Annotated in this window: 27 protein-coding genes; 22 read left to right on the top strand and 5 right to left on the bottom strand. The window is 41.4% G+C overall.

The features are described 5' to 3' along the window. The first annotated feature begins 43 nt into the window (after window positions 1–43). The 7 genes from AAG747_RS27980 (at window position 44) to AAG747_RS27950 (ending at window position 5,337) form a co-directional block, all read left to right on the top strand. Window positions 44–955 (top strand): STM4015 family protein, encoded by a 912-nt coding sequence (locus tag AAG747_RS27980; RefSeq protein WP_346824569.1) that lies wholly within the window; start codon window positions 44–46, stop codon window positions 953–955. A gap of 83 nt (window positions 956–1,038) precedes the next feature. Further along, window positions 1,039–2,013, top strand: a complete 975-nt coding sequence (locus tag AAG747_RS27975) for an STM4015 family protein (RefSeq protein WP_346824568.1) — start codon at window positions 1,039–1,041, stop codon at window positions 2,011–2,013. Between the two features lie 168 nt (window positions 2,014–2,181). Further along, the gene (locus tag AAG747_RS27970) at window positions 2,182–2,403 is read left to right on the top strand and encodes a hypothetical protein (protein WP_346824567.1); all 222 of its coding nucleotides are present in this window, start codon (window positions 2,182–2,184) and stop codon (window positions 2,401–2,403) included. Between the two features lie 72 nt (window positions 2,404–2,475). Next, on the top strand, window positions 2,476–3,627 hold the full coding sequence (locus AAG747_RS27965; protein WP_346824566.1) for a helix-turn-helix domain-containing protein: 1,152 nt from the start codon (window positions 2,476–2,478) through the stop codon (window positions 3,625–3,627). Between the two features lie 141 nt (window positions 3,628–3,768). Continuing rightward, window positions 3,769–4,170 (top strand): hypothetical protein, encoded by a 402-nt coding sequence (locus AAG747_RS27960; RefSeq protein ID WP_346824565.1) that lies wholly within the window; start codon window positions 3,769–3,771, stop codon window positions 4,168–4,170. Window positions 4,171–4,251: 81 nt separating this feature from the next. After that, window positions 4,252–4,455 (top strand): saccharopine dehydrogenase NADP-binding domain-containing protein, encoded by a 204-nt coding sequence (locus AAG747_RS27955; protein WP_346824564.1) that lies wholly within the window; start codon window positions 4,252–4,254, stop codon window positions 4,453–4,455. Between the two features lie 12 nt (window positions 4,456–4,467). Further along, complete coding sequence (locus AAG747_RS27950) at window positions 4,468–5,337, top strand: saccharopine dehydrogenase family protein (RefSeq protein ID WP_346824563.1); 870 nt, start codon at window positions 4,468–4,470, stop codon at window positions 5,335–5,337. A 75-nt stretch (window positions 5,338–5,412) separates the two neighbouring features. Here the strand turns inward: AAG747_RS27950 and AAG747_RS27945 are convergent, their stop codons facing one another. Then, complete coding sequence (locus AAG747_RS27945) at window positions 5,413–6,327, bottom strand: class I SAM-dependent methyltransferase (RefSeq protein ID WP_346824562.1); 915 nt, start codon at window positions 6,325–6,327, stop codon at window positions 5,413–5,415. Between the two features lie 338 nt (window positions 6,328–6,665). Between AAG747_RS27945 and AAG747_RS27940 the strand changes: the two genes are divergently transcribed. The 4 genes from AAG747_RS27940 to AAG747_RS27925 all read left to right on the top strand — a co-directional run bounded on the left by AAG747_RS27940 (window position 6,666) and on the right by AAG747_RS27925 (window position 8,980). Beyond that, entirely contained in the window at window positions 6,666–6,899 is a 234-nt protein-coding gene (locus tag AAG747_RS27940; RefSeq protein ID WP_346824561.1) for a thioredoxin domain-containing protein, read from the top strand. 232 nt (window positions 6,900–7,131) lie between these two features. Continuing rightward, a complete protein-coding gene (locus AAG747_RS27935; protein WP_346824560.1) occupies window positions 7,132–7,743 on the top strand; it encodes a MarR family winged helix-turn-helix transcriptional regulator in 612 nt (203 codons plus the stop codon). A gap of 144 nt (window positions 7,744–7,887) precedes the next feature. Continuing rightward, entirely contained in the window at window positions 7,888–8,517 is a 630-nt protein-coding gene (locus tag AAG747_RS27930; protein ID WP_346824559.1) for a class I SAM-dependent DNA methyltransferase, read from the top strand. A 103-nt stretch (window positions 8,518–8,620) separates the two neighbouring features. Next, entirely contained in the window at window positions 8,621–8,980 is a 360-nt protein-coding gene (locus AAG747_RS27925; protein WP_346824558.1) for a winged helix-turn-helix transcriptional regulator, read from the top strand. Between the two features lie 57 nt (window positions 8,981–9,037). Here AAG747_RS27925 and speD read toward each other — a convergent pair whose 3' ends face one another. After that, window positions 9,038–9,406, bottom strand: a complete 369-nt coding sequence (speD, locus tag AAG747_RS27920) for an adenosylmethionine decarboxylase (protein WP_346824557.1) — start codon at window positions 9,404–9,406, stop codon at window positions 9,038–9,040. Window positions 9,407–9,854: 448 nt separating this feature from the next. On the opposite strand from speD, the gene AAG747_RS27915 reads away from it, so the two are divergent. Then, a complete protein-coding gene (locus AAG747_RS27915) occupies window positions 9,855–9,983 on the top strand; it encodes a hypothetical protein (RefSeq protein ID WP_346824556.1) in 129 nt (42 codons plus the stop codon). A 16-nt stretch (window positions 9,984–9,999) separates the two neighbouring features. Beyond that, window positions 10,000–10,188, top strand: coding sequence for an OsmC family protein (locus AAG747_RS27910; protein ID WP_346824555.1), 189 nt, complete (start codon window positions 10,000–10,002; stop codon window positions 10,186–10,188). An 83-nt stretch (window positions 10,189–10,271) separates the two neighbouring features. Here AAG747_RS27910 and AAG747_RS27905 read toward each other — a convergent pair whose 3' ends face one another. The 3 genes from AAG747_RS27905 to AAG747_RS27900 are packed head-to-tail and all read right to left on the bottom strand — an operon-like array spanning window position 10,272 to window position 11,824. After that, the gene (locus tag AAG747_RS27905; protein ID WP_346824554.1) at window positions 10,272–11,492 is read right to left on the bottom strand and encodes a succinylglutamate desuccinylase/aspartoacylase family protein; all 1,221 of its coding nucleotides are present in this window, start codon (window positions 11,490–11,492) and stop codon (window positions 10,272–10,274) included. Next, complete coding sequence (locus AAG747_RS29265) at window positions 11,476–11,643, bottom strand: CBS domain-containing protein (protein ID WP_430300678.1); 168 nt, start codon at window positions 11,641–11,643, stop codon at window positions 11,476–11,478. The genes AAG747_RS27905 and AAG747_RS29265 overlap by 17 nt, the downstream gene beginning before the upstream one ends. Next, window positions 11,606–11,824: a CBS domain-containing protein gene (locus AAG747_RS27900; RefSeq protein ID WP_346824553.1), complete on the bottom strand. Its 219-nt coding sequence runs from the start codon at window positions 11,822–11,824 to the stop codon at window positions 11,606–11,608. The genes AAG747_RS29265 and AAG747_RS27900 overlap by 38 nt, the downstream gene beginning before the upstream one ends. Window positions 11,825–12,919: 1,095 nt before the next feature. Between AAG747_RS27900 and AAG747_RS27895 the strand changes: the two genes are divergently transcribed. The 9 genes from AAG747_RS27895 to AAG747_RS27855 all read left to right on the top strand — a co-directional run bounded on the left by AAG747_RS27895 (window position 12,920) and on the right by AAG747_RS27855 (window position 23,055). After that, on the top strand, window positions 12,920–13,459 hold the full coding sequence (locus AAG747_RS27895) for a GNAT family N-acetyltransferase (RefSeq protein ID WP_346824552.1): 540 nt from the start codon (window positions 12,920–12,922) through the stop codon (window positions 13,457–13,459). A gap of 960 nt (window positions 13,460–14,419) precedes the next feature. Then, on the top strand, window positions 14,420–17,587 hold the full coding sequence (locus tag AAG747_RS27890) for a GH92 family glycosyl hydrolase (protein WP_346824551.1): 3,168 nt from the start codon (window positions 14,420–14,422) through the stop codon (window positions 17,585–17,587). 47 nt (window positions 17,588–17,634) lie between these two features. Next, window positions 17,635–19,308 (top strand): amidohydrolase, encoded by a 1,674-nt coding sequence (locus AAG747_RS27885; RefSeq protein WP_346824550.1) that lies wholly within the window; start codon window positions 17,635–17,637, stop codon window positions 19,306–19,308. A gap of 235 nt (window positions 19,309–19,543) precedes the next feature. Beyond that, a complete protein-coding gene (locus AAG747_RS27880) occupies window positions 19,544–20,098 on the top strand; it encodes an RNA 2'-phosphotransferase (protein WP_346824549.1) in 555 nt (184 codons plus the stop codon). A gap of 275 nt (window positions 20,099–20,373) precedes the next feature. Beyond that, entirely contained in the window at window positions 20,374–20,832 is a 459-nt protein-coding gene (locus AAG747_RS27875; RefSeq protein WP_346824548.1) for a GyrI-like domain-containing protein, read from the top strand. A gap of 133 nt (window positions 20,833–20,965) precedes the next feature. Then, window positions 20,966–21,550 carry a Crp/Fnr family transcriptional regulator gene (locus AAG747_RS27870; protein ID WP_346824547.1) on the top strand — a complete coding sequence of 195 codons (585 nt, stop codon included), beginning with the start codon at window positions 20,966–20,968 and terminating at the stop codon, window positions 21,548–21,550. A 113-nt stretch (window positions 21,551–21,663) separates the two neighbouring features. Next, a complete protein-coding gene (locus tag AAG747_RS27865) occupies window positions 21,664–22,017 on the top strand; it encodes a SnoaL-like domain-containing protein (RefSeq protein WP_346824546.1) in 354 nt (117 codons plus the stop codon). A 15-nt stretch (window positions 22,018–22,032) separates the two neighbouring features. After that, entirely contained in the window at window positions 22,033–22,473 is a 441-nt protein-coding gene (locus AAG747_RS27860) for a DoxX family protein (protein WP_346824545.1), read from the top strand. A 132-nt stretch (window positions 22,474–22,605) separates the two neighbouring features. Beyond that, window positions 22,606–23,055 (top strand): DMT family transporter, encoded by a 450-nt coding sequence (locus AAG747_RS27855; protein WP_346824544.1) that lies wholly within the window; start codon window positions 22,606–22,608, stop codon window positions 23,053–23,055. Window positions 23,056–23,272 lie beyond the last annotated feature (217 nt).

Genomic DNA, 23,272 nt, shown 5'->3' with positions numbered 1-23,272 from the left:
CTTGCGCCAATCATTTATAACCCATTCAAACTATTTTTTCAACATGACCATCAGTGAAAATTTATCTGCTTTCAACAACAAGCGAATTGTTGACTTTGAAAGTGAAATCTCTTCTTTAGACGTTGCCTATCGCTTACGCATTGATTACGACAGTGAAGAGGGTGCATTTAAAGAAATGTTAACTGCATTTTGCAATGACCCTAAGGCAGCAGAAGCAAAAGAATTAATCATCGGAGCCTGGTTTGGTGACGATATGGAAAACGATTCATCGGGAATCGTAGACCTGTTGATCCGAAATAAAGACAAGTTGCCAAAGTTGGAATACCTTTTCTTGGGAGACATTACCTACGAAGAGTGTGAGATGTCCTGGATCAATCAATCGGATGTATCGCTGCTATTGGCCGCTTATCCACAATTAAAACACTTCCAAGTACGGGGTGGAAACCAACTCTCATTCGGTTCGCTGCACCACGAGGTGCTGGAAACCCTGATTGTGGAAACCGGGGGTATGGACAACCAAATCCTGGAAGAAATTGCCAATGCCACCCTTCCTCAACTAAAACACCTGGAATTGTGGTTGGGGGATGAAAGCTACGGATGGTCCGGAACAGTAGAAGACTTGAAACCTTTCTTGTCCAGAGACCACTTCCCTAAAGTCACCTATCTGGGTTTGAAAAACAGCGAGATTTCTGATGAGATTGCCAAGGCCTTGAATGATGCAAGCATCCTGGATGGTTTGGAAATACTTGATCTTTCAATGGGAACGCTCGGAGATGAAGGTGCCCAAGCGCTGTTAGCCAACTCGAAAATTGCCCAACTGAAAAGTTTAAACCTCAGCCATCATTATATCTCCGATGAAGTATCTGAAAAACTGAGCAAATTACCTTGCCAAGTAGACTTGTCAGACCAAGAGGAAGAAGATGAATACGGCCGCTATGTAGAGGTAGGTGAATAGAAAGCGATTAGAGAGCATGTCTGAATTTCACTTTTGGGTTGTAAAAGGGCACCCACATCGAATTTTAGACATGTTCTAACATTATGACAATAATTTTAACCGACCCTAAAATCAAAACCCTTGTTTTTTTTAACATGACCATTAACGAAAACCTGTCTTCCTTCAACCACAGGAAAATCGTTGACTTTAAAGGTAAAATTTCTTTCTTAAAGTTTATCTACCGGATAAGCATTAATAAAGATAATGAAGAAGGGGGTTTCGATGCTTTATTTCAAAAATATTGTGATAATCCTATCACCACTCAAACAAAGGAACTCGTTATCGGGGCCTGGTTTAATACAATTAGTTATAAAAACGATTCTACTAAACTTGTAGATCTTCTGATTCAGAATAAAGACAAATTACCAAAACTGGAATACCTTTTCTTAGGAGATATTACCTATCAAGAATGTGAGATGTCCTGGATCAATCAATGCGATGTTTCCCCTCTGTTAGCCGCTTACCCACAATTAAAACACTTTCAGGTTCGGGGTGGAAACGGACTCTCATTCGGTTCATTGCACCATACCTCACTCGAAACCTTGATTGTAGAAACCGGGGGAATGGATCGCCAAACCCTGATAGAAATCGCCAATGCAACTCTCCCGAACTTGAAACATTTGGAATTATGGTTGGGTAATAAAAATTACGGATGGACCGGAACCCTGGAAGACCTACAACCTTTCTTGTCCGGAGACCACTTCCCTAAGCTCACCTACCTGGGTTTGAAAAACAGCGAAATTTCCGATGAGATTGCCAGGGCTTTGAACAATGCAAGCATCCTGGATGGTTTGGAAGTGCTTGACCTTTCGATGGGGACGCTCGGAGACAAAGGTGCTCAAGCGCTGTTAGCCAATCCGAAAATTACCCAACTGAAAAGTTTAATCCTCAGGCACCATTATATCTCTGAAGAGCTATCTGCAAAACTAAGTAAACTCCCCTGTCAAGTGGATTTATCGGACCCGGTAGGAAACCCGGTAGGAGACGAGGATGATCGTTATGTGGAAGTAGGCGAATAAACAGTGTAACTTGCTGTAAGTAATCCAAAAACAATAGTTTTATACTTATTAAAAATACTCCTGAATAAACCGATGTGGGTATCCTCTTTAGGGCATGTTTAAATTTCAGCCCAAAGGATAAAATTTAAACATGCCCTAAGTTGTAGATGTGATTTAAACGTATAGTTTTTGACCGAAGATGGAATCAGAACCGGCTCATCAAGGCACTTTTTGAAGAGAATAGCCAAAGCTATTGTTGAGAAAAGTAACACAGAAGAGGCGTTTTTGAAACGTTTTTTAGGAAAAAGTAAAAGTTTAATTCACTTCTTTAATGAAAAGGCTGTATTTGCTAGAAATACAGCCTTTTTTTATCCATACCTCTACATAAAACTTTATACATCCATTCCATAATTGTGTAAAATATCCTTCCCGGAGAAAAGGTAACTTGCAGTGTGAAACATTTCAATCCAATGTAAAGATTCAATGCATACACTTGGTCAATCTATCCGGGAATTACGACTCAAAAAAGGTATTTCTTCTCAAGAGTTAGCCAGTTTCCTGAACTTAACTCCTAGCGTGCTCTATCAAATCGAACAGGGGAAAAGGCACTTTACCAAAGCTCAGGTTTTTACTCTCGCCACTTATTTTGACTTAGGGGAAAAAGGTTTATTAATTCAATATCAAAATGACAGGATACAAGCCGAACTACCACCTCTCCTTACCGAATGCAAAAGTCCCGGTCATCTTTCCAGGCTAATCAAAAGTTCGACCATTGTTCAAAAACGCCACCGGAATATGCTGCATACACTTTCGCAAATGCAGCATAATCCGTTAGAGATCAAAGCTTATATCCCCTCTGCTCCGTTGGATACTTATGTTGCCAACATGATCTATTGCAAAGGGCACCATCTCGACTATGTTTATGAGAAAATTTTACCCGATGGGGCAGTGCAACTGGTGATTTCATTGGATGAAACCACAAGATTTGTCAAAACTGAACCTAAGAAAAAACTTAAGAATGCTTGGGTGTCAGGCGTTCAAAAACAGGCACTTACGTATCAATTGGCTCAAAATTCAGTCTCTTTGTATATTCAATTCCAGCCCGGAGGTTTTTACGAACTCACAAAATTGCCTCAATCGGAAATGGAATCCACGGTATTGGATGCAGATTTGCTATTTGGCTCCTCTATTTTGGATCTAAGAGAAAGCTTACTCCATTGTGAGAATACGACCCGTCTCTTTCAAACTGCAGAACAGTTTTTTTTCAACAAAATCGATCGTCCAAGTGATGCTCATACGGTGGTCAACTACGCATGTGGCCATATGAATGTCCCGCTCTCTTCGCTGATTCCAAAAACCGGATACTCTCAAAAACACCTCAGTCATCTTTTTAAAAAACATATAGGTGTTGCTCCGAAATATTTCCAGCGTATCCACCGGTTCAATAACGTTTTGCAGCAGATTCAAACACAAAAGGGAATGAGAGACTGGTCCACTTTGGTCTTTGAAAATGGCTACTATGATCAGGCTCATTTTATCAAAGAGTTCAAACAGTTTACGGGCACCAACCCTCAGGCTTATCTGGCAACCGGAAGTACTTGTGCCCGGTTCATTCACTCCCATCATATCAGGTAAATTTTTTACAATACAAAGCGGGCTACCCGGTATAGTTTTGTTTCAAAAAAGAAAAAATGAACGCTTTAAGAAACACGATGCTGGCTTCAATAGGCACAATGGTACTTACTTTGATTCACCATGCCTATGGCGCGATAATTTATGAAGCCCCCTTCCGTCTCCATGTGGCTTTTTTTTGCCCTACCGATAATCGTAATTTTGGGAATTACTTATCAAATATTCCAAAAGCAACCCTCTACCGTATCCGGAAAAGTGGCAATTGGAATATTTCTAACCGTCACCTTACTCGCGTCTATCGGAATGATCGGATTGTATGAAGGGGGATACAATCATTTGCTTAAAAACATTCTTTATTATGGGGGTATGTCCCAAAATGCATTGAAGCAATTTTTTCCTCCGCCTACCTATGAAATGCCCAATGACTTTTGGTTTGAATTCAGTGGAATTTTGCAATTCTTCACCGGTATCTATGCAATATTCTCTTTGAAAACCTTCCGGAGACTAAGAAGAAGGCAAAAAGAACTTGAAACAAGCTTCCGGTAAGTGTAAGGTTGTGTTTTCTACTTTCCTACATCTCCCTAGGCACAATAAAATGAGTTTTGAACGATCCATTTACATCGACTTATGAATACTACCCATACAAAGGCAATTTTAATTATTGGCGGATATGGAAAAGTGGGGAAGCTAATCGCTTCTCAGCTTGTTAAAACCAATCGCTATACCATTACCCTTGCCGGAAGAAACAAAGAAAAAGCCAACAATACTGCCCGGCAATTGGGCAGACAAGTTACAGGTGTTCACTTTGATATTGCTCATTTCAAAAAATAGGAAAAAGAAATTGTGAATAGACACGATGCCATCATTGTATGTATCGATCAATCAAGTACCGACTTTGCCACCTATTGTCTCACTAAGGCTATCTTGTATTTGGATATTACTGCCAATACCAACTTTCTTTCACAACTGAGAAAGCTGAATGGTTACGCTCATCAACACAGGGCTTTGGCAGTAGTCAGTCTGGGACTATGCCCCGGCTTGACCAACCTCTTAGCAGCTGAGCTGATTACCCGATACCCCCATGCCGATGAAATTTCCACCGGTATTTTGTTAGGCTTGGGAGAGAAACATGGAAAAGCTGCCATTGAATGGACCCTGGACAACCTCATAAAGGATTTTGAATATCATCATACCCCTGTACAATCTTTCGGAAAAAGTAAGGAGTTTCAATTTGCCGGAATTAACGGTAAAAGGAAAGCCTACCGATTTAACTTTTCCGATCAACATGCTTTAAAAGAAAACTATCCGGAAAAATCATTTGCCACGTATTTGTGCCTGGATTCTCCATGGGTCACCCGGTTGCTTTCCCGATTGAAAAAGACAGGAGTAACCCGATTGTTACACACTAAGTTATTGAAGAAAATAGCCATCCGCTTATTTGATTCATTTTCAATGGGAGAATCAATCTTTGCAGTGTCCACAAGCGCTTATCACAATGGAAAACTTCTTGACCGGCTTTCCGTGTCCGGCAAGGAAGAGTCCGTCATTACGGCAAAAGTTACAGTAATATGTCTGGAACAATTTATTGGATTCAACAAGTATTTCGGCGTGATGGACCTACAGCAACTACTCACCTTACAAGTTTTTTGGGAAGAACTTAAAAGTGAGTTATTCCCCTGCAAACAGCTTTCTGAAAATATTTCCTCTAATTAAAAAACGGTTTAAATGCATTTGCCCGGTTATAAAATATAGTAACCGGGCAAATGCATCTCTTCAAAGAGTCTAGCATTATTCCGGTTTGGTACCGGATACAATATACATCACTGCTCCACCGGCGGCATGGTATTGTTGATGTACCAAAGAATTCAAAAAGTCTTCTCCCGCACCCTGGTATTTCTTCTGGTAATTTTCATAAAAATCCAGATAGCGGCCGCCAAACGCTTCAAAATATTTGTAATCACTTTCCGGTTGCAAATCCGGGTGGGTGGTATTGCCCCATTGTTTCAGAGTAGCGACCTGTTCCTGCCGTTCGTAGGGGGGGTACATCGGAATGGCTTTGTCAGAAAGGCAGACTTCCACTTCATCAAATCCCGCTTCGGCTAACATTCCCGGAACCAAATCCCCCAAGGAACTATCGCCCATACCCAATTTTTTCTTCCCTTTTTCACAGATTAAGGCAAATTTCACATGGTCCAATACTTCGTCAATGGTATTCCCGTCTGACAAAGAACTTTTCATCAGGTTCTGCACCAGATTGTTGGGTTCTACACATAAAATCGTCCCTCCGGGTTTCAAAACCCGTTTCATTTCTTTGATTACCTTCTTTGGCTTCTTTACGTGGATCAGTACCGTTTGGCAGGTGACCAAATCAAATGAATTGTCTTCAAACGGTAATTTATGAGCATCCCCATTGATCAACTCAAAACGGGCCCCGAGTTCTTGAAAATGCTTCCGGACTTTGTTATTTTTCTGGGTCCATTTTTCATCGTTGTCCAAACCGACTACATGAGCGGAAGCAGCCAGGTAATTCACCAGCAATTTGCTCCAATGACACAGGCCACAGCCTACATCCAGAAGTTTTCTATGGCGTTCCAGACCCAACCTTTCGGCTATCAAATCTAAATAATCCCTATTCCACCAATAATCTCTATAATCTCCAAAATAGACTTCTGAATGCCCCTTTTGTGTGTTTTTTAAACCCATTAAATTGTAATTAACTTAAAAAAATACTTCCTTCTCCCTTCCGGTGAATGGCTCGTTTTTCCAGCGCTTCTACCCATTAAAAATGTTGAAATCTGCGGTTTGATGAACTTAGCGTTGTTTCAGTGTAGTGGCTATCAAATGTTAGGGATAAGCTCCATTACCCAATGCATTGAATAGGAAAGACGATAGTTTGCGCTATCAGCGAAATTAGACAAAATTCAATGAGAGGTCAAATTCCTGATAAAAATCCGGTTTATAAAAAAAAATGTAAAATTGATTTTTATAATTAGGATTCCTAACTATATTTGTCCCATCATTCATTCAAAACTTTATTTATTATGAGTAAATCAATTTTCTATCATGCTGGTTGTCCCGTTTGTGTCAGTGCAGAACACGATATCTTAAATTTAATAAATCCTGATGCTGTGGAAATCGTGCATTTGGGAGAAGACAGAAGTAAAATCGAACAGGCTGAAAGGGCAGGGGTAAAATCCGTACCGGCCTTGGTTACGTCTAATGGCAATGTATTGCATATCAATTTCGGAGCCTCTCTAGAAGATGTAAAAGGTTAAAAAAATTTACCCAAAATAGTTAGGATTCCTAATATAAAGAATCCTGACTATTTTTCTCTTATACACCTATGCCTCATTCCACTTTCATTTAAAAATTAGGATTGCTAACTTTACTCGTACAATCAGACTCCTTTGTATTTTTTCCGAATGCCATTTGAGTGATTCATTCACCGGGGTACTAAAAACCTGAACAAGCAGAGAGTAGTAGTAAAAAAGTAGCATATCCGTATTTATGAAAGAAAGTGTATTCAATACCCAATTCCAACAGACAGATACCCCAAGTAAGATAGTGGCGGGGCTTGAGCGCATATCAGAAGCATTCCGGGTATTGCTTTGGGCACATGCAAAAACCATTGGACTCAGCCCTATCCAAATCCAACTGCTCATCTTTATTACCTACCATCCCGAATCACTGTGCAATGTAAGCCACTTGGCCAAAGAGTTCAATGTAAGCAAACCCACCATTAGCGATGTGGTGAAAGTACTGGAAAAAAAAGCACTTATAGAAAAACACAAAACGGCTTTTGACCAAAGGAGCTATTCCATAGCGTTGACATCCGAAGGGCAAGCTGTGGTAAAAGACACCGAGCAATTTGCCAATCCTATCCGGCAACAAATTGAAAAGATGGACAAGCCGGAACAAATACAATTGTTCTCAGCTTTAAACAAAGTGATTTTTTCTTTGAACCAATCGGGAATTCTTTCTGTGCAACGGACCTGTTACGGTTGTAAATTTTATCAAAAGAATGAAACAAACCACTTTTGCAATCTTATAAAAAAAGAATTGCTCGATAAAGACATCCGGATTGATTGTCCTGAATACGAAGGGAAAGCTAAAGTATAAGTTTGAACAACTGCTTTTTCGTTTTTTAGCATTGTCCCCGCTTTCAATTGTTCGGTTGCTGGTTAAATCAGTTATCAAAAAGATAATTCTAAAGACATACCAAGTCTGTAATTATTAATTTCGAATCAATCTCAAAGAATTTTTATGGATACTCGTCAAGCCTATAACCTCTGGGCGTCACAATACGACAGCAATAAGAATAAAACCAGAGACTTGGAAGGAACTGCTTTGAGAAAAACACTGCCCAATGTTACGTTCAAAAACTGTCTGGAAATCGGCTGTGGAACCGGAAAAAATACCGAATGGCTTATAAAAAAAGCGGAACAGATTACAGCCATAGACCTCTCGGACGAAATGCTGGCCAAAGCCCGGGAAAAAGTCACTTCGGAGAAAGTCCGGTTTTACCAAGCTGATATCACAAAAGAGTGGACGTTTGTAACAGAAGCCTACGACCTTGTGGGTTTCAGTCTGGTGTTGGAACATATTGCGGATCTAAATCCTATTTTTCAGCAAGTGGCCCAGGTGTTAACACCCGGAGGCTATGTATATATCGGGGAGCTTCATCCTTTCAAACAATACCTGGGTAGTAAAGCCCGGTTTGATACATCTGAAGGCCGGCAAGAAGTGCCTTGTTTTACACATGCAGTCTCTGAATTTGTACAAGTAGCTAAGAACAATGGGCTTACGTTGATGGATCTGAACGAATATTTTGACAAGGAGGGAAAGAAGGAAATTCCCAGAATCTTGACTCTCCTGTTGAAAAAACCGGTATAACATTGCAAGTTTTCAGGACCTGACTCCGGCTCTGATGTTTTGTAAAGCAAGCAGAGGCACTTTACTTTTGTAAGTATCGGAAAATGCACAAATTAAGAAAACCATGAGAAAGGAAAATTCCAGTAATAATATTAATGAGAAAAAAATTGCGGCTAAATGCGGGATGGCCTATACTTTATCACTAATAGGTGGACGGTGGAAACCTACCATTCTTTGGCGGCTTATGGATGGTAAAATGCGGTATAGCGAATTAAAAAGATCTATTCCTGACGTATCGGAAAGGATGTTGGTGATGCAATTGCGGGAATTGGAAAAGGGAGAACTGGTAAAACGAATTGTTTATGCGGAGGTTCCACCTAAAGTGGAATACGAACTGACCGCCTTAGGGCTATCGATGCGGCCTATGCTACAAAGTATCTCGGATTGGGGAGAGGCTCACCGCAAGAAGGTAACTCAACAATAGCCTTCCGGTATTTCCCCAAATGAAGCTTTCCGCTTTTCTGAAAACGTCTTCCTGACATCAATGGGAAATAATTCTCATAGGCTTCTCCCCCCGGTTTATCTCCAGTTTTTCAACGGAAGTGGCGGCTAATTGTTCACAAATATGATCAATGGCCAATGAAGGATTCACTGAATCACCACAAGTATAAATATCAACGCTGGCATAACCGTGTTCGGGAAATGTGTGAATGGATAAATGCGATTCCGCCAAGACAAGCACCCCACTCAGACCATGAGGCGTAAATCGATGAAAGATTTTTTCCCGGATATCCACACCGGCTTTTTCAGCTGCTTGTATTAAAGTTTTTCGAATAAAATCAAGGTCGTTAAGTTTGTCAAAAGTACTTCCCCACAATTCTACTATATGATGTTTTCCACTCGTTTCCATATCAATTAGTGCTCTTTTTTCTTGTCCGGTTTCTTAAGCGATCCTTTTCACAATGCCGGCATTTATGCTTTTTTTAGGTTTTCAATTGTCTAAAGTTCCCTTGTATACCCACTATAGGGAGTTTACAGTGTGTACAAATATACGGCCTTCTGTTTTTTTATCTCTCCGGTATACAAAGGTTTTTAATTAGTTCTTTTATCAACGGACAATGAGGCAAGGTTGTTATTAGATCCAACCTCCTACTCCCATAAGACAAAAATAAATGCCTTCCGTCTAAAGTGTAGGGCAGATCCGTAAAAACAGTCACCACGCTTATGAATGGCTGAAAAAACAGAAAATCGCAATTCATGAACAATTTCCACCAAAATTCTTATCAGCCCCAAAAAAAGCGTATTTTACATTAAAAAACCATGCTTCAGTTCAGAATGAAACTAAAGAAAAAACGAGTGTGAAAGGTATCGCGAAGATCAACCAGTATAAACAGCCCAAAGAAGTATTTATTGACAATCGCTACAACAGAGCACATCATTGGACTTTTGCCGGAGGAGCTTGTATAGCTGGCTTCTTCATCCCCTGAAGTAGTTCCTACACCGATGTCAGATGCTTCGGCAGTAGATCCGGAGGAAGCATTTGTTGCTGCGGTTTCAAGTTGCCATATGCTGTTTTTCTTGTCCATTGCAGCTAAACGAAATTACATAGTGGAACAATATGAAGACCAGGCAGAAGGAACACGGGAAAGGAAAAATGACGATCACTACGATCAAAGCTTAATTCTTCAGTGATACAACCGGACTTGAATATTGATTGGAGAAGGGGAGAAAAGCGAAATATTTTCCGGACTGAAGGCTGTTTACCTTCAGGGTACTTAATTTTTGATCGGGTGGCGTTGATTCCAACTTTCTTTCTGATATTCTTTCGTTCTTGAAGCAAATTCCCGGCTTTTAATCATCAAATATGTACCATTCATTTGCTTACAACGATAGCCTAAAAGATGCAACAATTGTTTTGCAAAAAAACGCGCTATTTTCCGGTTGACGATGAGTGAATCTTTGTAAACAGTAGCCCATCGCACGCCTGGTAACAAAGGGACTATACGGTCCAACCTACACTTGCGTAACACGGCAGAAAGCGCCAAAAATATGGGCCGGATACTACGTATGGAATAAAACCCGTCATCACCTTGCGACTGGTAAAGTGGCATAAAAATTCGTGATGTGTTAGGAGCAAGTACAGGCTTATTATTGCTTTTTGCCAACAGTTGCCCTTTCTTCACTTGCTGAAAGTTGAGATAGCCGGGCAACATGGTGAATTTTTCACCCGCTTTAATTTTATAACAGTAAAATATCTCATAGAAGCTCCGGATGTAACCTGAGGCTTTGGCAAGACGTTGGTAATACTGTTCAAAATTTATGCTTTCTTTTGCCACTACATTCGCAAACACTAACGAAAGGTAGATGAAAGCGATATGATTTTCGATTGAAGCCGGGTCATCATGTTGCCCGGCTTCAAATCCAAAAGACACATACCCCAATTCATTGATATAGCTCAAAAAAGGCCCATCCAAGTACTCTTCAATACCCAAAATCATCGGAACCGGATATTGTTGAATAAATTTTCTGTTCAACAAACTATCGTTTACAGTCAGAAATGGGATCGTTGTACTGGATGTGGTGTGTAAATCAAAGAAGTAGAAGGGGCCGCTTTCCGTATCTAAAATATGGCGAATGAGTGTATAGATTTCCACCTGTTGGTTTACGTCTTCATTATTTACCCCTATCCGGTCATTTTCCAATGCCCTCACCTTGTCAACGGTCCACAGTCGATTCAAGTCTTGCCTGTGAAAGCGAACACCTTTTTCCAATGCCCACAAATTGCCACTCAACGCATACAGATTACCCTGCAGTTCAATGTCCTGATGGCATAACTCTTCCACTACTTTATTCAAGGCAAAAACTCCGGAGGGCTCATTGCCATGAATGCCACCGATGAAGATGAGAGTCGGACCGGGTTTCGCACCTTGAATATGACCGATTACCCGTTTCAATTCCACAGTGCTGTCTAGCGCTTCGTTATAGATCTTTGCCATAGTCAAACTCTGTTACATCTTTTATCGTGATGATCCCTACAAGAAATTTCTCTTGTATTACTGGTAAACACCCTATTTTGTTTTGCTTCATCAATGCAATGGCCTCCTGTATTTCAGTACCCGTATTTACCGTCAGTACTTCTTTGATCATAATACCGGCCACTGTATCCATTATATTTTTGCCTTTCCAGGAAGCACTCCATTTGTGTCCAGGTAAGTAATTTACCACTACTATCCTCTACCGGCATATGGTGGATATTTTTCCATTGCATAATACAGGTAGCCAGCTCGGCAAGATCGTTTTCGTTTACCGTAAAAAGTTTGGTAGACATAATAGAGATTATTACGAATGATTGATTAAGGGGAGTTTTTTAAGATTGTGCAAAGCACAACCTATCAAAAAGACGCCCTGCCTTTTGTCGATTCCCCTTATCCTTATTTTATTTTTGAGTACTCTGAGCACTTTTACACTTCCGATCACATGTTCCCAAGAGGATATCAGTTGGTTTGCCCACTTTTCCAACTCAGAGGGCTGCCCCTTCCTGGATTTTCTCTTGGGCATAAACACTGTTGTACCCTCAGGGTGGAAGCCCTGGAAGCCTAGGTCTTGAAATGGAAGAACTTGAAAATCAATTTAGTCAAATCGCCTTGTTGATTGGGGACAAAGCCCGTTCTGTCATCGTATGGAGAACGATGCTAACAAAAGATTGGATCAGAAGAAAAAAGGTACCCGGGAGGTGCTGATCACTTTTAAAGGAAAAGCCGAATTGACCCGGCAGTTAGGAATGGAGTTGTAACTGTTAAACATTATTAAGAAATTGATTCACAATAAATTCATTCAGTTTCTTTAAGGTAAGGATCAATTAATGAAGTGATTTAAACGTATAGTTTTTGACCGAAAATAGAATCAAAATCGGATTATCAGAGGCTTATACTAATCTAATGGTTGCAATGCCAAAACAGGGTAATCGTATTCAAGAAAATAAATATCATGCTACTCATTTAGACGCTTAAAGAAAAGCTTTGAAGAGAATAAAAGGTAATTTTTCAGCCAATTATGCCTGCATAAAATCACTTCTGATTGTGGTAATCGTTGGCAAAAACCGTCATGATTCATATCTTTGTGCCTTTATGAAAAATAATATTCTTCACATATTAAACTCTCAGGAGTCGGTATAGTAGACAGTAATCAGAATTAGGTCTGTGTAATTCGTTACTGTCGACACTTCTCAAAATACCTATGCAATGGTGTCTTTGCCGTGTTGCATCAGGTGTAATTTTCCAAAATTAATTTTCTTATTGATACATGTTCTTAGCAAATGTGCCGTCTATGCTCATTGGTTTAAGACCTAAATGGAATTGCCCTATGCGTTTATGGTTTAAGGTAGAAAGCACCTTTTAATTATTTAATAATCAAGTTGATAATCATGCAAAATTCTATATATAAGGGAGACCGAAATAGTGAGATCATTCAATTATTCGCACAAACATTTACTGACTCTGAGGGAGAAAAGGAAGGAAACGCCATAGGAGCATTAGTAAAGAAGCTCCTTGAAATAACACCCAAAGAAGACATGCGGATCTTCATTACTACAAAAGGCAAAGAAATAATAGGTGGGGTTATCTTTTCAAGAATGAGATTTGAGCTAAGTAATATTAACACTTGGCTATTATCACCCGCAGCGGTTGCTACATCTGCACAAGGTACAGGGGTAGGACAAAGCTTAATCCATTACGCACATGATTTTCTAAAACGTGAAGGTATGCAGGTGATGGTAACCTATGGCGATATTAATTTTTATTCTAAAGTGGGATACAGGCCCATTACAGAAGACATGATTCCGTCTCCATTGAAATTGACTTATCCTGAAGGTTGGATAGCTCAATCGCTAGAAGATGGTGAAATCAAGCCAATTCAAGGGAAATCCTATTGTGTTGAAGCATTGGATAATCCTGTGTACTGGTAATTCTTGAAATATGACATGGTGGGCAACCATCATGTCATAGTATAGTGCCCAAATGAAGCATGGTAAAATGACAAAATATAGAATAGAAAACTTAGGTTATAATGAAGTTTCGGGCAATTATAAAATCGATAATCATCTTGCTCCTTTTCATATAGGATGTGTAATTATTGAAGTGATTTAAACGTATAGTTTTTGACCGAAAATGAAAAAGTTTAATTCACTTCATTGAATATAAAGAAAGATGTTCAGAAGTTAACTCTTTAAATTCCTCTAAATGTTACTTGATAACCTCTTTTATAACAGCTATATCAACTTTCAAATAGGCACATAAGCCAACATTTTATACTGATGAGAAATATTTTTTCCCTTAACAGGAAACTCTCTGAATACTAAGGAAGTAACGATCACTTCACGGCTGTCTTTAAACTGAAGTTGATAAAAATGATAAGACACTGCCGGCAAGCGATTCAAAAAAGTTTTGTACTTGGCTACTTTAATAAGCTCTTGAAAAGGATATTAAAATGCAAAACCCTATAGCCATTTGCAAAGTAAACGGCTAAATATATTCCCAATACCATCACAACCGTAGGACTGAAAGCTTTCACTTGATTGCGTATATTGATTCGATAAGTTTTCATAATTAAGTATAAATATAGATGGTCACAGCCAAAGTAAATTGTAGTATTTCACTTCATTGCCCTTTTCCCGGCCTGCTCGCTTGATAAGCATTTCTTTTCCGGTTCATGCCTGCAAAGCAACATTCAATTCGTCATTGATCAACGGTGGCCACTTGAATTAATATAACCGAAGCTATTAATAGAAAGCAAATACCTTCTATGGTAAAAAAATGCCGGCACCTATTGTTTGATGCATATATTTTTATATGTTTGAACATTTGGACAAATTATTATATCTTGCCCTCAAACTCATATGATACTCATTACATATTTGTAAAACATAATGAAAAACAGATTACTCAAAGGTATACCCTACCAAGTACTTTTCATTTTAGCAACACTTTCCCATTTCAATGCCCGTGCCCAAGCGGACCTGCAAAAGTTGATATGGAAGATTGGAGAACCGGATACGGCTGTTTCGGAATTTGCCCTATCTCCCAACCGTTATCAGGATTTTGTACCGGAAGGCTTTGGCGGAGTTCATCGGTATTATGTAGTTGGTGAGTCCTCCCCTTCCAAAGATTTTCCCTATCTACTTCCCGGGCCTATGGATAGTTTTGCAGGCTACGGCTACTGGGCTGGCAGGGCTTTGCATCAACTTCCCGTCTATTTTGAAATCACAAAGCTGCCCGCCCGGGGAAATTGTCAACTGCATGTCGGCATTTATGCCGTCAGCTCCGAAGAGGCTCCATTGTTCAGGTGCATGGTGAATGGCAAATTTTATGAACAACAGTTCAAACCGGGAAGCTCCGGGAAGCTGCCGGAAAACATGAAGGCCACCCCTCAAGTGCTTGTCTTTGACATTCCGCATTCCGTATTCAGGGAAGGGATCAACGAACTCATTTTTCAAAACTTAACCGGAAACTGGTGTGCCTTCGATGCCATTCAATTATACGGCCCTTCGTCCCTGCAAATCACCTCTCCGGGAAAAACCTTGATCCACTCGGTTGCTTTTGCCCAACACGAAATCCGCAAAGAAGAAACCCGTAGCTTGCCTTTATTGGTAGACATACGCCATAGGGGTAAAAAAAACATCGCTACCGCTGTGGTAGATGGCATGCAATTGCAACTACCCATAGAGGAGGGGCACTCCGTCCTTGAATTTGAATTTCCGGCCATCTACAAAAAAACGCTGTCAAACGTGCAGGTGTTGGTCGGTGGAAAATTGATATTTAGCGATCAACTTGAGCGGATGCCCTCAGCTTTGGTCAGCCCTTCGGACTATGTCAACCAGTTTATGGGGACAAGCGGCTCAAGGTGGATGATCGCTCCGGGACCCTGGATGCCTATGGGTATGGTAAAAATTGCCCCGGAAAACGAAGACAGCCGTTGGAAAGCCGGCTATGATTATCAAATCGAAAACATCATGGGCTTCAGTCATCTTCATGAGTGGACGATGGCCGGGCTGTTAACGATGCCGGCCAATGGCCCCTTATTTACCCAACCCGGCCCGGAAAGCAACCCTGATTTAGGCTATCGCTCACGCATCGACAAACACACCGAACAGGCCTCCATCGGAAAGTATACTGTGGATTTACTGGACTATGACATCCGGGCAGAGCTAACCGCAACGACCCGGGCATCCATGCAGCGCTATACGCTTCCCGCAGAAAAGGTAAACCGGGTCCTTATCGACTTGCATTTTCCCTCGGAATACGTTTGGGAATTGCGCGATGCCCAAATTAAAAAGGTAAGTGCTACGGAAATAGAGGGATGGGCAGTATCACATTGTTCTTCCACAGGATATGCCGGAGAGCAAGATTACACCTTGCATTTTGTCATGCAATTTGACACGCCCATGGAAAAAATGGGCGGATGGGTGCTGGACCGGATTACCGAAAACACCGACTTGATCCATAAGGCCACGTACGAACCTAGCTGGAGCCACTACCTGCAAAACTTTGCCATCAAAGATGCAGGGGCTTTCGTACAATTTGCCAAAGGGACACAAAGTGTAAAAATCCGTACCGGCATCTCCCTGGTGAGTACGGAACAGGCCAGACTGAACCTGCAAAAAGAAATGAGCGAACCCTTTGGCTGGGACTTCGAAGCGATTGTACAAAATCAGAAAAATGCGTGGAACCGTTTATTAAGCCGGGTGGAGGTAGAGACGGACGATTACCTTCAAAAGGTGAAGTTTTACTCGAATTTTTACAGAGCATTAAGTCCCAGAAATACCTGGAGCGATGTGAATGGGAAATGGGTGGATATGAATGAAAAAACGCAACAAACGGACCCTTCCAAACCCGTGTACGGAAGTGACGGCTATTGGGGCTGGCACTGGAACCTGGTGCCGTTTTACAACCTGCTCGCTCCCGAATATGCCTCTAACTGGATACATACTTATCTGGAAATGTACGACAAAGGGGGATGGCTGCCCATAGGGAATCCGGGAATGGAGTACTTCAGAGTAATGATCGGCCAACCCGAAATTCCACTCATCGTGGCGGCCTACCAGCACGGCATCCGGGACTTCGATACGGATAAAATGTTCAGGGCGATGCACCATCAGCAAACGGCACTGATGGAAAAGCACCCCGGAGGGGGCCAGGTGGGCAACGAAAGTTATCAGTATTACCTGGACAAAGGATATGTCCCTTTAAATAACGATGTGCAAAGCTATGTGTCCAACACCATGGAATATGCGTACCAGGACTGGTGTTTTGCACAATTTGCCAAATCTCTGAACAAAGACACTACTTACCGGACTTTTATGCAGCGTTCCGAAAACTGGCGCCATATTTACGATCAGGAGTCGGGTTTTGTACGGCCGAGAAAGGAAGATGGCTCCTGGTATGAAAATTTTGATCCCTTTCACGCACCCGGATTCTGCGAATCCAATAGCTGGCAGTATAGCTGGTACGTCCCCCATAATGTACCCGGCTTGCTCCAATTGATGGGAAGAAAGCAGTTTGTCGAACGTTTGGACAAGGCAATGGAAGAATCTGAAAAAGTGTACTTTAATGCCCTTTCGGACAACTTTTCCAAGTACCCCATCAATCATGGGAATGAATCCAATATGCAATCTTCCTACCTGTTTAATCATGCGAATGCCCCCTGGCTTACCCAAAAGTGGACCCGTGCCATCCAGGAAAAGTACTATGGCTTAGGCCCCAGAGACGCCTATCCCGGAGACGAAGACCAAGGCCAAATGAGCGCCTGGTTTGTGATGAGTACCCTTGGCTTATTTCAAATGGATGGAGGAGCATCGACCGACCCGCACTATGAACTGGGCAGCCCAAGATTCGAAAAGGTCACTATTCACCTGAGCGAAAAGTATTATGGAGGCAACACCTTTGTCATTGAAGCTAAAAATGCCTCCCGGGAAAACAAGTACATCCACTCTGCCAGGCTGAATGGCAAAAAACTGAATACTTGGCGATTTCCTCAAAAAGAATTGATAAAAGGCGGCAAGCTCGTACTGGAAATGAAAAACCGCCCTGAGAAATAAAAAGCCGATGATTTCCAACAATAACTAGCCATAAACACCTGATGCACATGAATCCGATTTTCATTTTACTCATTTTCAGCCTGTTTTCTTGTAAAAAGAACAAGAGCCCGTCCGCGGAACAAAGTGACCGGCAAGTATATTTCAATGGAAAAATTTATACGGTCAATGAGGAGCAGCCTTGGGCAGAAGCCATGCTTGTGGAAAAAGGCGTCATTACACTCATCGGAAGTAACCGGGAGGTGCAAAAGAAGGCCTCGGAAGAAGCCAAAATTATCGATTTACAAAACCATATGGTCCTGCCCGGAATACACGATGTGCACTTGCATCCTTTGGAAGCCGGGTCGAAAAATTTTCAGTTTATCTTAGACGAAACGGAAACCGACCCGGAAAACTACGCCTATGATGTAGAAAAAGCCATACAGCAACACCCGGAGGCAGAGTGGATTTTGGGCTGGGGCTTTGACATACATACCTTGTTGGGTGCCAAACGGCCTCCGGTTGAAATCCTGGATGAGCTGTCCCTTACCAAACCCATCGCCATCATGGAACTGACCTCGCATTCCATTTGGTGTAATTCCAAAGCTCTGGAGTTGGCCGGAATAACGACTTCCTCTCCCAATCCACCGGGCGGCATCATCATGCGGGAAGCCAACGGAGAACCCAACGGCCTTTTGATCGACAATGCCGGAAACCTTTTAATCGATTTAGCCATCGTCTCTATACCCGGCAATGCAGAAAAGGACTACGAAGGGCTGGTCAATTTCGGTCTACCGGAATTGGCCAAAAACGGCATTACTTCCCTTTGCGATGCCCGTACTTATTGGAAAAGAAACCATCACCGGACCTGGCAAAAAATCGCAGACGAAGGAAAATTAACGGCCCGGGTAAACTTGGGTCTTTGGGCCTACCCGGATGAAGACGATGCCTTCCAAATCAACCGATTAAAGGAATTGTACAACGAGAAGGAAAACAGTTTGTTAAAAATCAATCAAATCAAATTGTACAGTGACGGCATCATCATCAATACCACCTCAGCCATGCAAGAGGATTACAAAATCGATTTGTTCGGATTGCCCACCAACAATGGCTTAAACTATTTTACCCAGGAGAGAATTGCAAAATACATTGCGGCTCTGGAAAGCACCGGGTTTGATTTTCATATTCATACCATCGGAGACAGAGGGGTAAAAGAGGCTTTAAATGCCATCGAGCAAAGCGGCTCGGCCAAAGGCAGGCACCGCCTGACGCATGTGGAGTTTGTGGATCCTGCCGATTACAACAGGTTTTACCAATTGAATGTCACTGCGGATTGCCAGGTGGCCGGGGATTTTACCCAGCCGGACCATTGGCATGACAACGATGAATTTATCGTTCCCTCTTTGGCCGGCAATGTTATTCCGATTCGAAGTTTGCATGAAGCAAAAGCCAGAGTCACGCTTAGCAGCGATTGGGACGTAAGTACACTGAGCCCTTTTGCCGGCTTGCAAAATGCCGTTACCCGGACCCCTCAAGCGCTCAGTTTGGCCGAAGCCCTCAAAGCTTATACCCTCAATAGCGCCTACGTAATGCGCCAAGAAGCGAAAGTGGGCTCTTTAGAAGTGGGCAAAGAAGCCGATTTTATTGTCCTGGACCGGAACCTCTTTGAGATACCTCCCCACCAAATCGGGAAAACTCAGGTTTTGGCGACTTATTTACAGGGAGAGCTGATTTTTGAACGGTAAGAGAAAGACACTTCTGTCCGCTCATTTGATCTTGACAAACGCCTTTGGAAGTTTGGGGCCGGATATTGTATTTTTTAAGGAATAGTCCAAGCTATTTTGCGTAAAATACAGGCCGCTCCACTTCCAAAAGCTTCCTTTGTAAGCCAACAATTTACCCTCTTTTTTGAGAATATAAAATAATATAAGTACTTTTGACGCAAATTATTTTAATCACTCAATAAAGTATAAAAAGTTTATGAATGAAAAACAAACTACCAAGCTTAGCAAATTTCTGAGTTTGGTATTGCGACACCAACCGGAAACCATCGGGATCCAACTGGACGAAAACGGCTGGACCGAGGTCGCTACATTGCTGGAGAAAATGAACAAATATGGCAAGAAGATCCATTTGAAACAACTCCACGAAGTAGTAGCCACCAATAATAAAAAACGCTTTGCCTTTAACGGGGACCAAACCCTGATCCGGGCCAATCAAGGACATTCGGTAAAGGTGGATTTGGGTTATTCGCCTCAACAACCGCCCGAAACCCTCTTTCACGGCACCGGTCACCGATCTGTTGATAGCATTTTTCGAACGGGCCTGGAAAAAAGAGACCGGCATCATGTACATCTTAGTGTGGATGAACAAACGGCACGGAAAGTAGGTCAACGGCATGGAAAACCCGTCATCCTGGAAGTACTTTCCGGACAAATGTACAAGGACGGCTTTGAGTTTTTTGTCTCTGACAATGGCGTGTGGTTGACAGAAAAAATCCCGGCAATCTATTTGAGAAAATCTGAAAAGGAGTGATGAGGCAACTCCTTTCTGTATGCAACAGCCTATACTTATTTCTTTAATTCCCAAACAAAAAGCAATTACCTGAACGGGTAATTTTTTTTTGAGCTGAACTTTCCTCCGGAGTCCCGAATTTTTCAAACCTTCAACTTGTCTGGTGGGTAGCCTCAACAGATGCCCCCTCCTATTCCCTATCCGAACATCAACCATAAAAAGAGCATTTCCCTTTATAACCAACAGAATATTTACTAACTTTTAATAGGTATTTCACATCTAAAAAACCTCCACATATGAACCGGATCAAAATAGCGAATTGGCATCTGATCGGCTTGGCTTTACCCTTTCAAACAAGCAATGTTCAAGGGCAATCAAGTATTGATTGCGGGAACTTATGGCAACAATTTACTACGGAAAAATATACGGACAGAATTCCTAACAAACTGGATGAAAACATTTTTGCTGTGTACCATAATTATGAGGAGGATTCGTCTTTTTCTTATTTTATCGGGTGCAGAGTAGCGGAAAATTCTCCAGTGCCACCGGGAATGGACCGTTTGACGATTCCGGAAGGAAGCTACATGATAATAGTGGCAAAAGGCAAAATGCCCGACTGCATGGTAAACACCTGGAAAGACATTTGGAATTCGGATATACCCAGAGCCTATCGCACGGACTTTGAAGTCTACTCTGAAAAAAGTAAAAATTGGGACAAGGCAGAAGTGGATATTTATTTATCCCTGATGCCATGAACAAGCGCAGCCGGTTTGACTTATTTTTCAATACCTTTGAAGGATCTCATCGAATGCATTTGTATTGACAATCTCCATCAGGATCGTTCAACTTCGATGAATGTTTTGATCAGTCAAATCAATCTTTACAAACATGAATGCCGAATCACTTTTACATTATATCTCACAACATATCCATTTAACCGGCGAAGAAATAGATATTTTGCTTTCCCTGACCAAATACCGGAAATATTTGAAGGGACAATTTGTAGTACAACAAGGCGATGTCTGTCAATATGAAAGTTTTGTGCTTTCCGGATGTCTAAAAACTTTTTACATAGACAAAGAGGGACAAGAACATGTGGTGATGTTTTCGGTGGAAGACTGGTGGGCTTCGGATTTGGGTAGTTTTCTCACCCACACGCCGGCGGATTACAATGTACAATGTCTGGAAAATACCGAACTGTTTCAATTCCCCTACGACAAGATGGAATTGCTGTATGCAAAAATCCCGAAGCTGGAGCGTTTTTTCAGAATCATCTTACAAAAAGCCTTTGTAGCTTCCCAAAAGCGCATTGTCCAAAACTTCAGCCTTACGGCCAAAGAACGCTACCTGCAATTCAAGCAGCAATACCCCCAAATCGAACAGCGAGTTCCTCAATATCTCATTGCTTCCTACCTGGGAATCACCAAAGAATTTTTGAGTAAGATCAGAAACCAATTGATTTTGGAGCAATAATAATGATGGATGTTAATCTAGTTTAACCTTCTTTTTTAAACTACTTCATTTTCCTCTCGTTTACCAGTCCTGATCTTTGTAAGACAAAAACATTTAACGAAAACACAAAGATCATGGCAACTTTATTAGAAAAAATCAGTGACTTAAACGATTTGGTACTTCAAGGGAAATCGATGGAAGCCTTTGAAAAATATTACCATGAAGAAGTGGTCATGCAGGAAAACGAAAACCAACCTACCATAGGAAAGTCAGCCAACCGGAAAAGAGAAGAAGAATTTTACGGTGCCATTACGGAATTCAGAGGAGCCAAGCCTTTAAAAGTAACTGTGGGCGAAGGAATCACCATGGTGGAATGGCACTATGATTATACGCACAAAGACTGGGGCATTCGCAACTACACACAGATCTCGGTACAGGAGTGGAAAAACGGGCAGATCATCAAAGAAAAGTTTTACTACGGAGCTTAAAAAAACCTGAAAATTATGAAAGAAAAACTCTTTGCAACGAAAAGCTCCCTTACCTTTTTCATTCTTAGGCTAAGTCTGGGAATTGTGATATGGCCCCATGGCTATCAAAAAATCACAGGTTTTTCCAAGGTGATGCATCATCTGGTCAACGACTATCAATTGCCTTGGCTCATTGCCTTTTTTGTGGTCTTGATTGAGTTTGTCACCCCACTTCTTTTACTTGTAGGCTTTGCCAGCAGAATTATGGCCGTATTACTCGCGGTGGTGATGATCGGGGCCATCCCCTATCATTGGGACAACGGCTTCTTTATGAACTGGTTTGGCAACCAAGCCGGGGAAGGATTTGAATATCATCTATTGGCCATTGGCATTGCCACGGCAATTGTATTGGAAGGAGGAGGAAAATACTCCTTGGATAGAAAAATCCTGAACAAATCTCAAAAGGTTCTTGCCTGAACATAGAATTTTTACCTTTCCGTATTTTATTTAAGCTCATGGTTAAAACCATGGGCTTATTTTTTTTCAAAAAAATACAATCCGTCAACCTATGTAAATGCAGATGGCAAACAGGCCGGGTATTTTTGTGGTATGAATCAATTTACTTTATCCGTATTGGCCTTTACAGGAGGTATTTTTCTAGCTGTACAAGGTAGTTTGAACGCCCAATTAGGCGTACTTTTAAAGAACCCCTTACTCGCCTCTTTGGTGGCCTTTTGTTGCAGCGCACTCTTTGCCTTGGCAGTTGTATTGTTGAGTATTAAAGAGCTGCCCACTCAACAGCAACTTTCTGAAATCCCACTGTATTTATGGTTTACCGGTGGGTTTTGTAGTATGATAGGCATCAGTCTTTATTATTTTACCATTCCTAAGTTAGGCATTCCTACCATGATATCTCTCGGCCTTAGCGGACAACTGATCTTTGCCGTGATTGCCGGACATTTTGGTTGGTTTGGCCTTCCCTTGGACCCCATTTCTTTACGGAGAGCGCTGGGCGTACTGGCAATGATTACAGGAATTTTATTAATCAATTTAAAATGATGGAAAGCATTTCACTAATAGAGAAAAATATCGAAAACCTGACTTCCTTATGGCAACTTGCCGGACAAAAAGCAGGTGAATTTATAGAAGAAGGCTAAGTACATGACAAAAAAATAAAGGCAAGCCATCAATATGTTATTTTTGAGTTACCACACCTAAAAATAATAAAGATGGCAAGCCAGTATAAAGATAAAACATTAGTGGAAATTTTACAGGA

Origin of the sequence: Rapidithrix thailandica, from assembly GCF_039710355.1 — a bacterium.
In the GTDB taxonomy this organism is placed as follows: domain Bacteria; phylum Bacteroidota; class Bacteroidia; order Cytophagales; family Flammeovirgaceae; genus Rapidithrix; species Rapidithrix thailandica.
The sequence above is the reverse complement of the archived record's forward strand: the minus strand, read 5'-3'. Positions and strand labels throughout refer to the sequence as shown.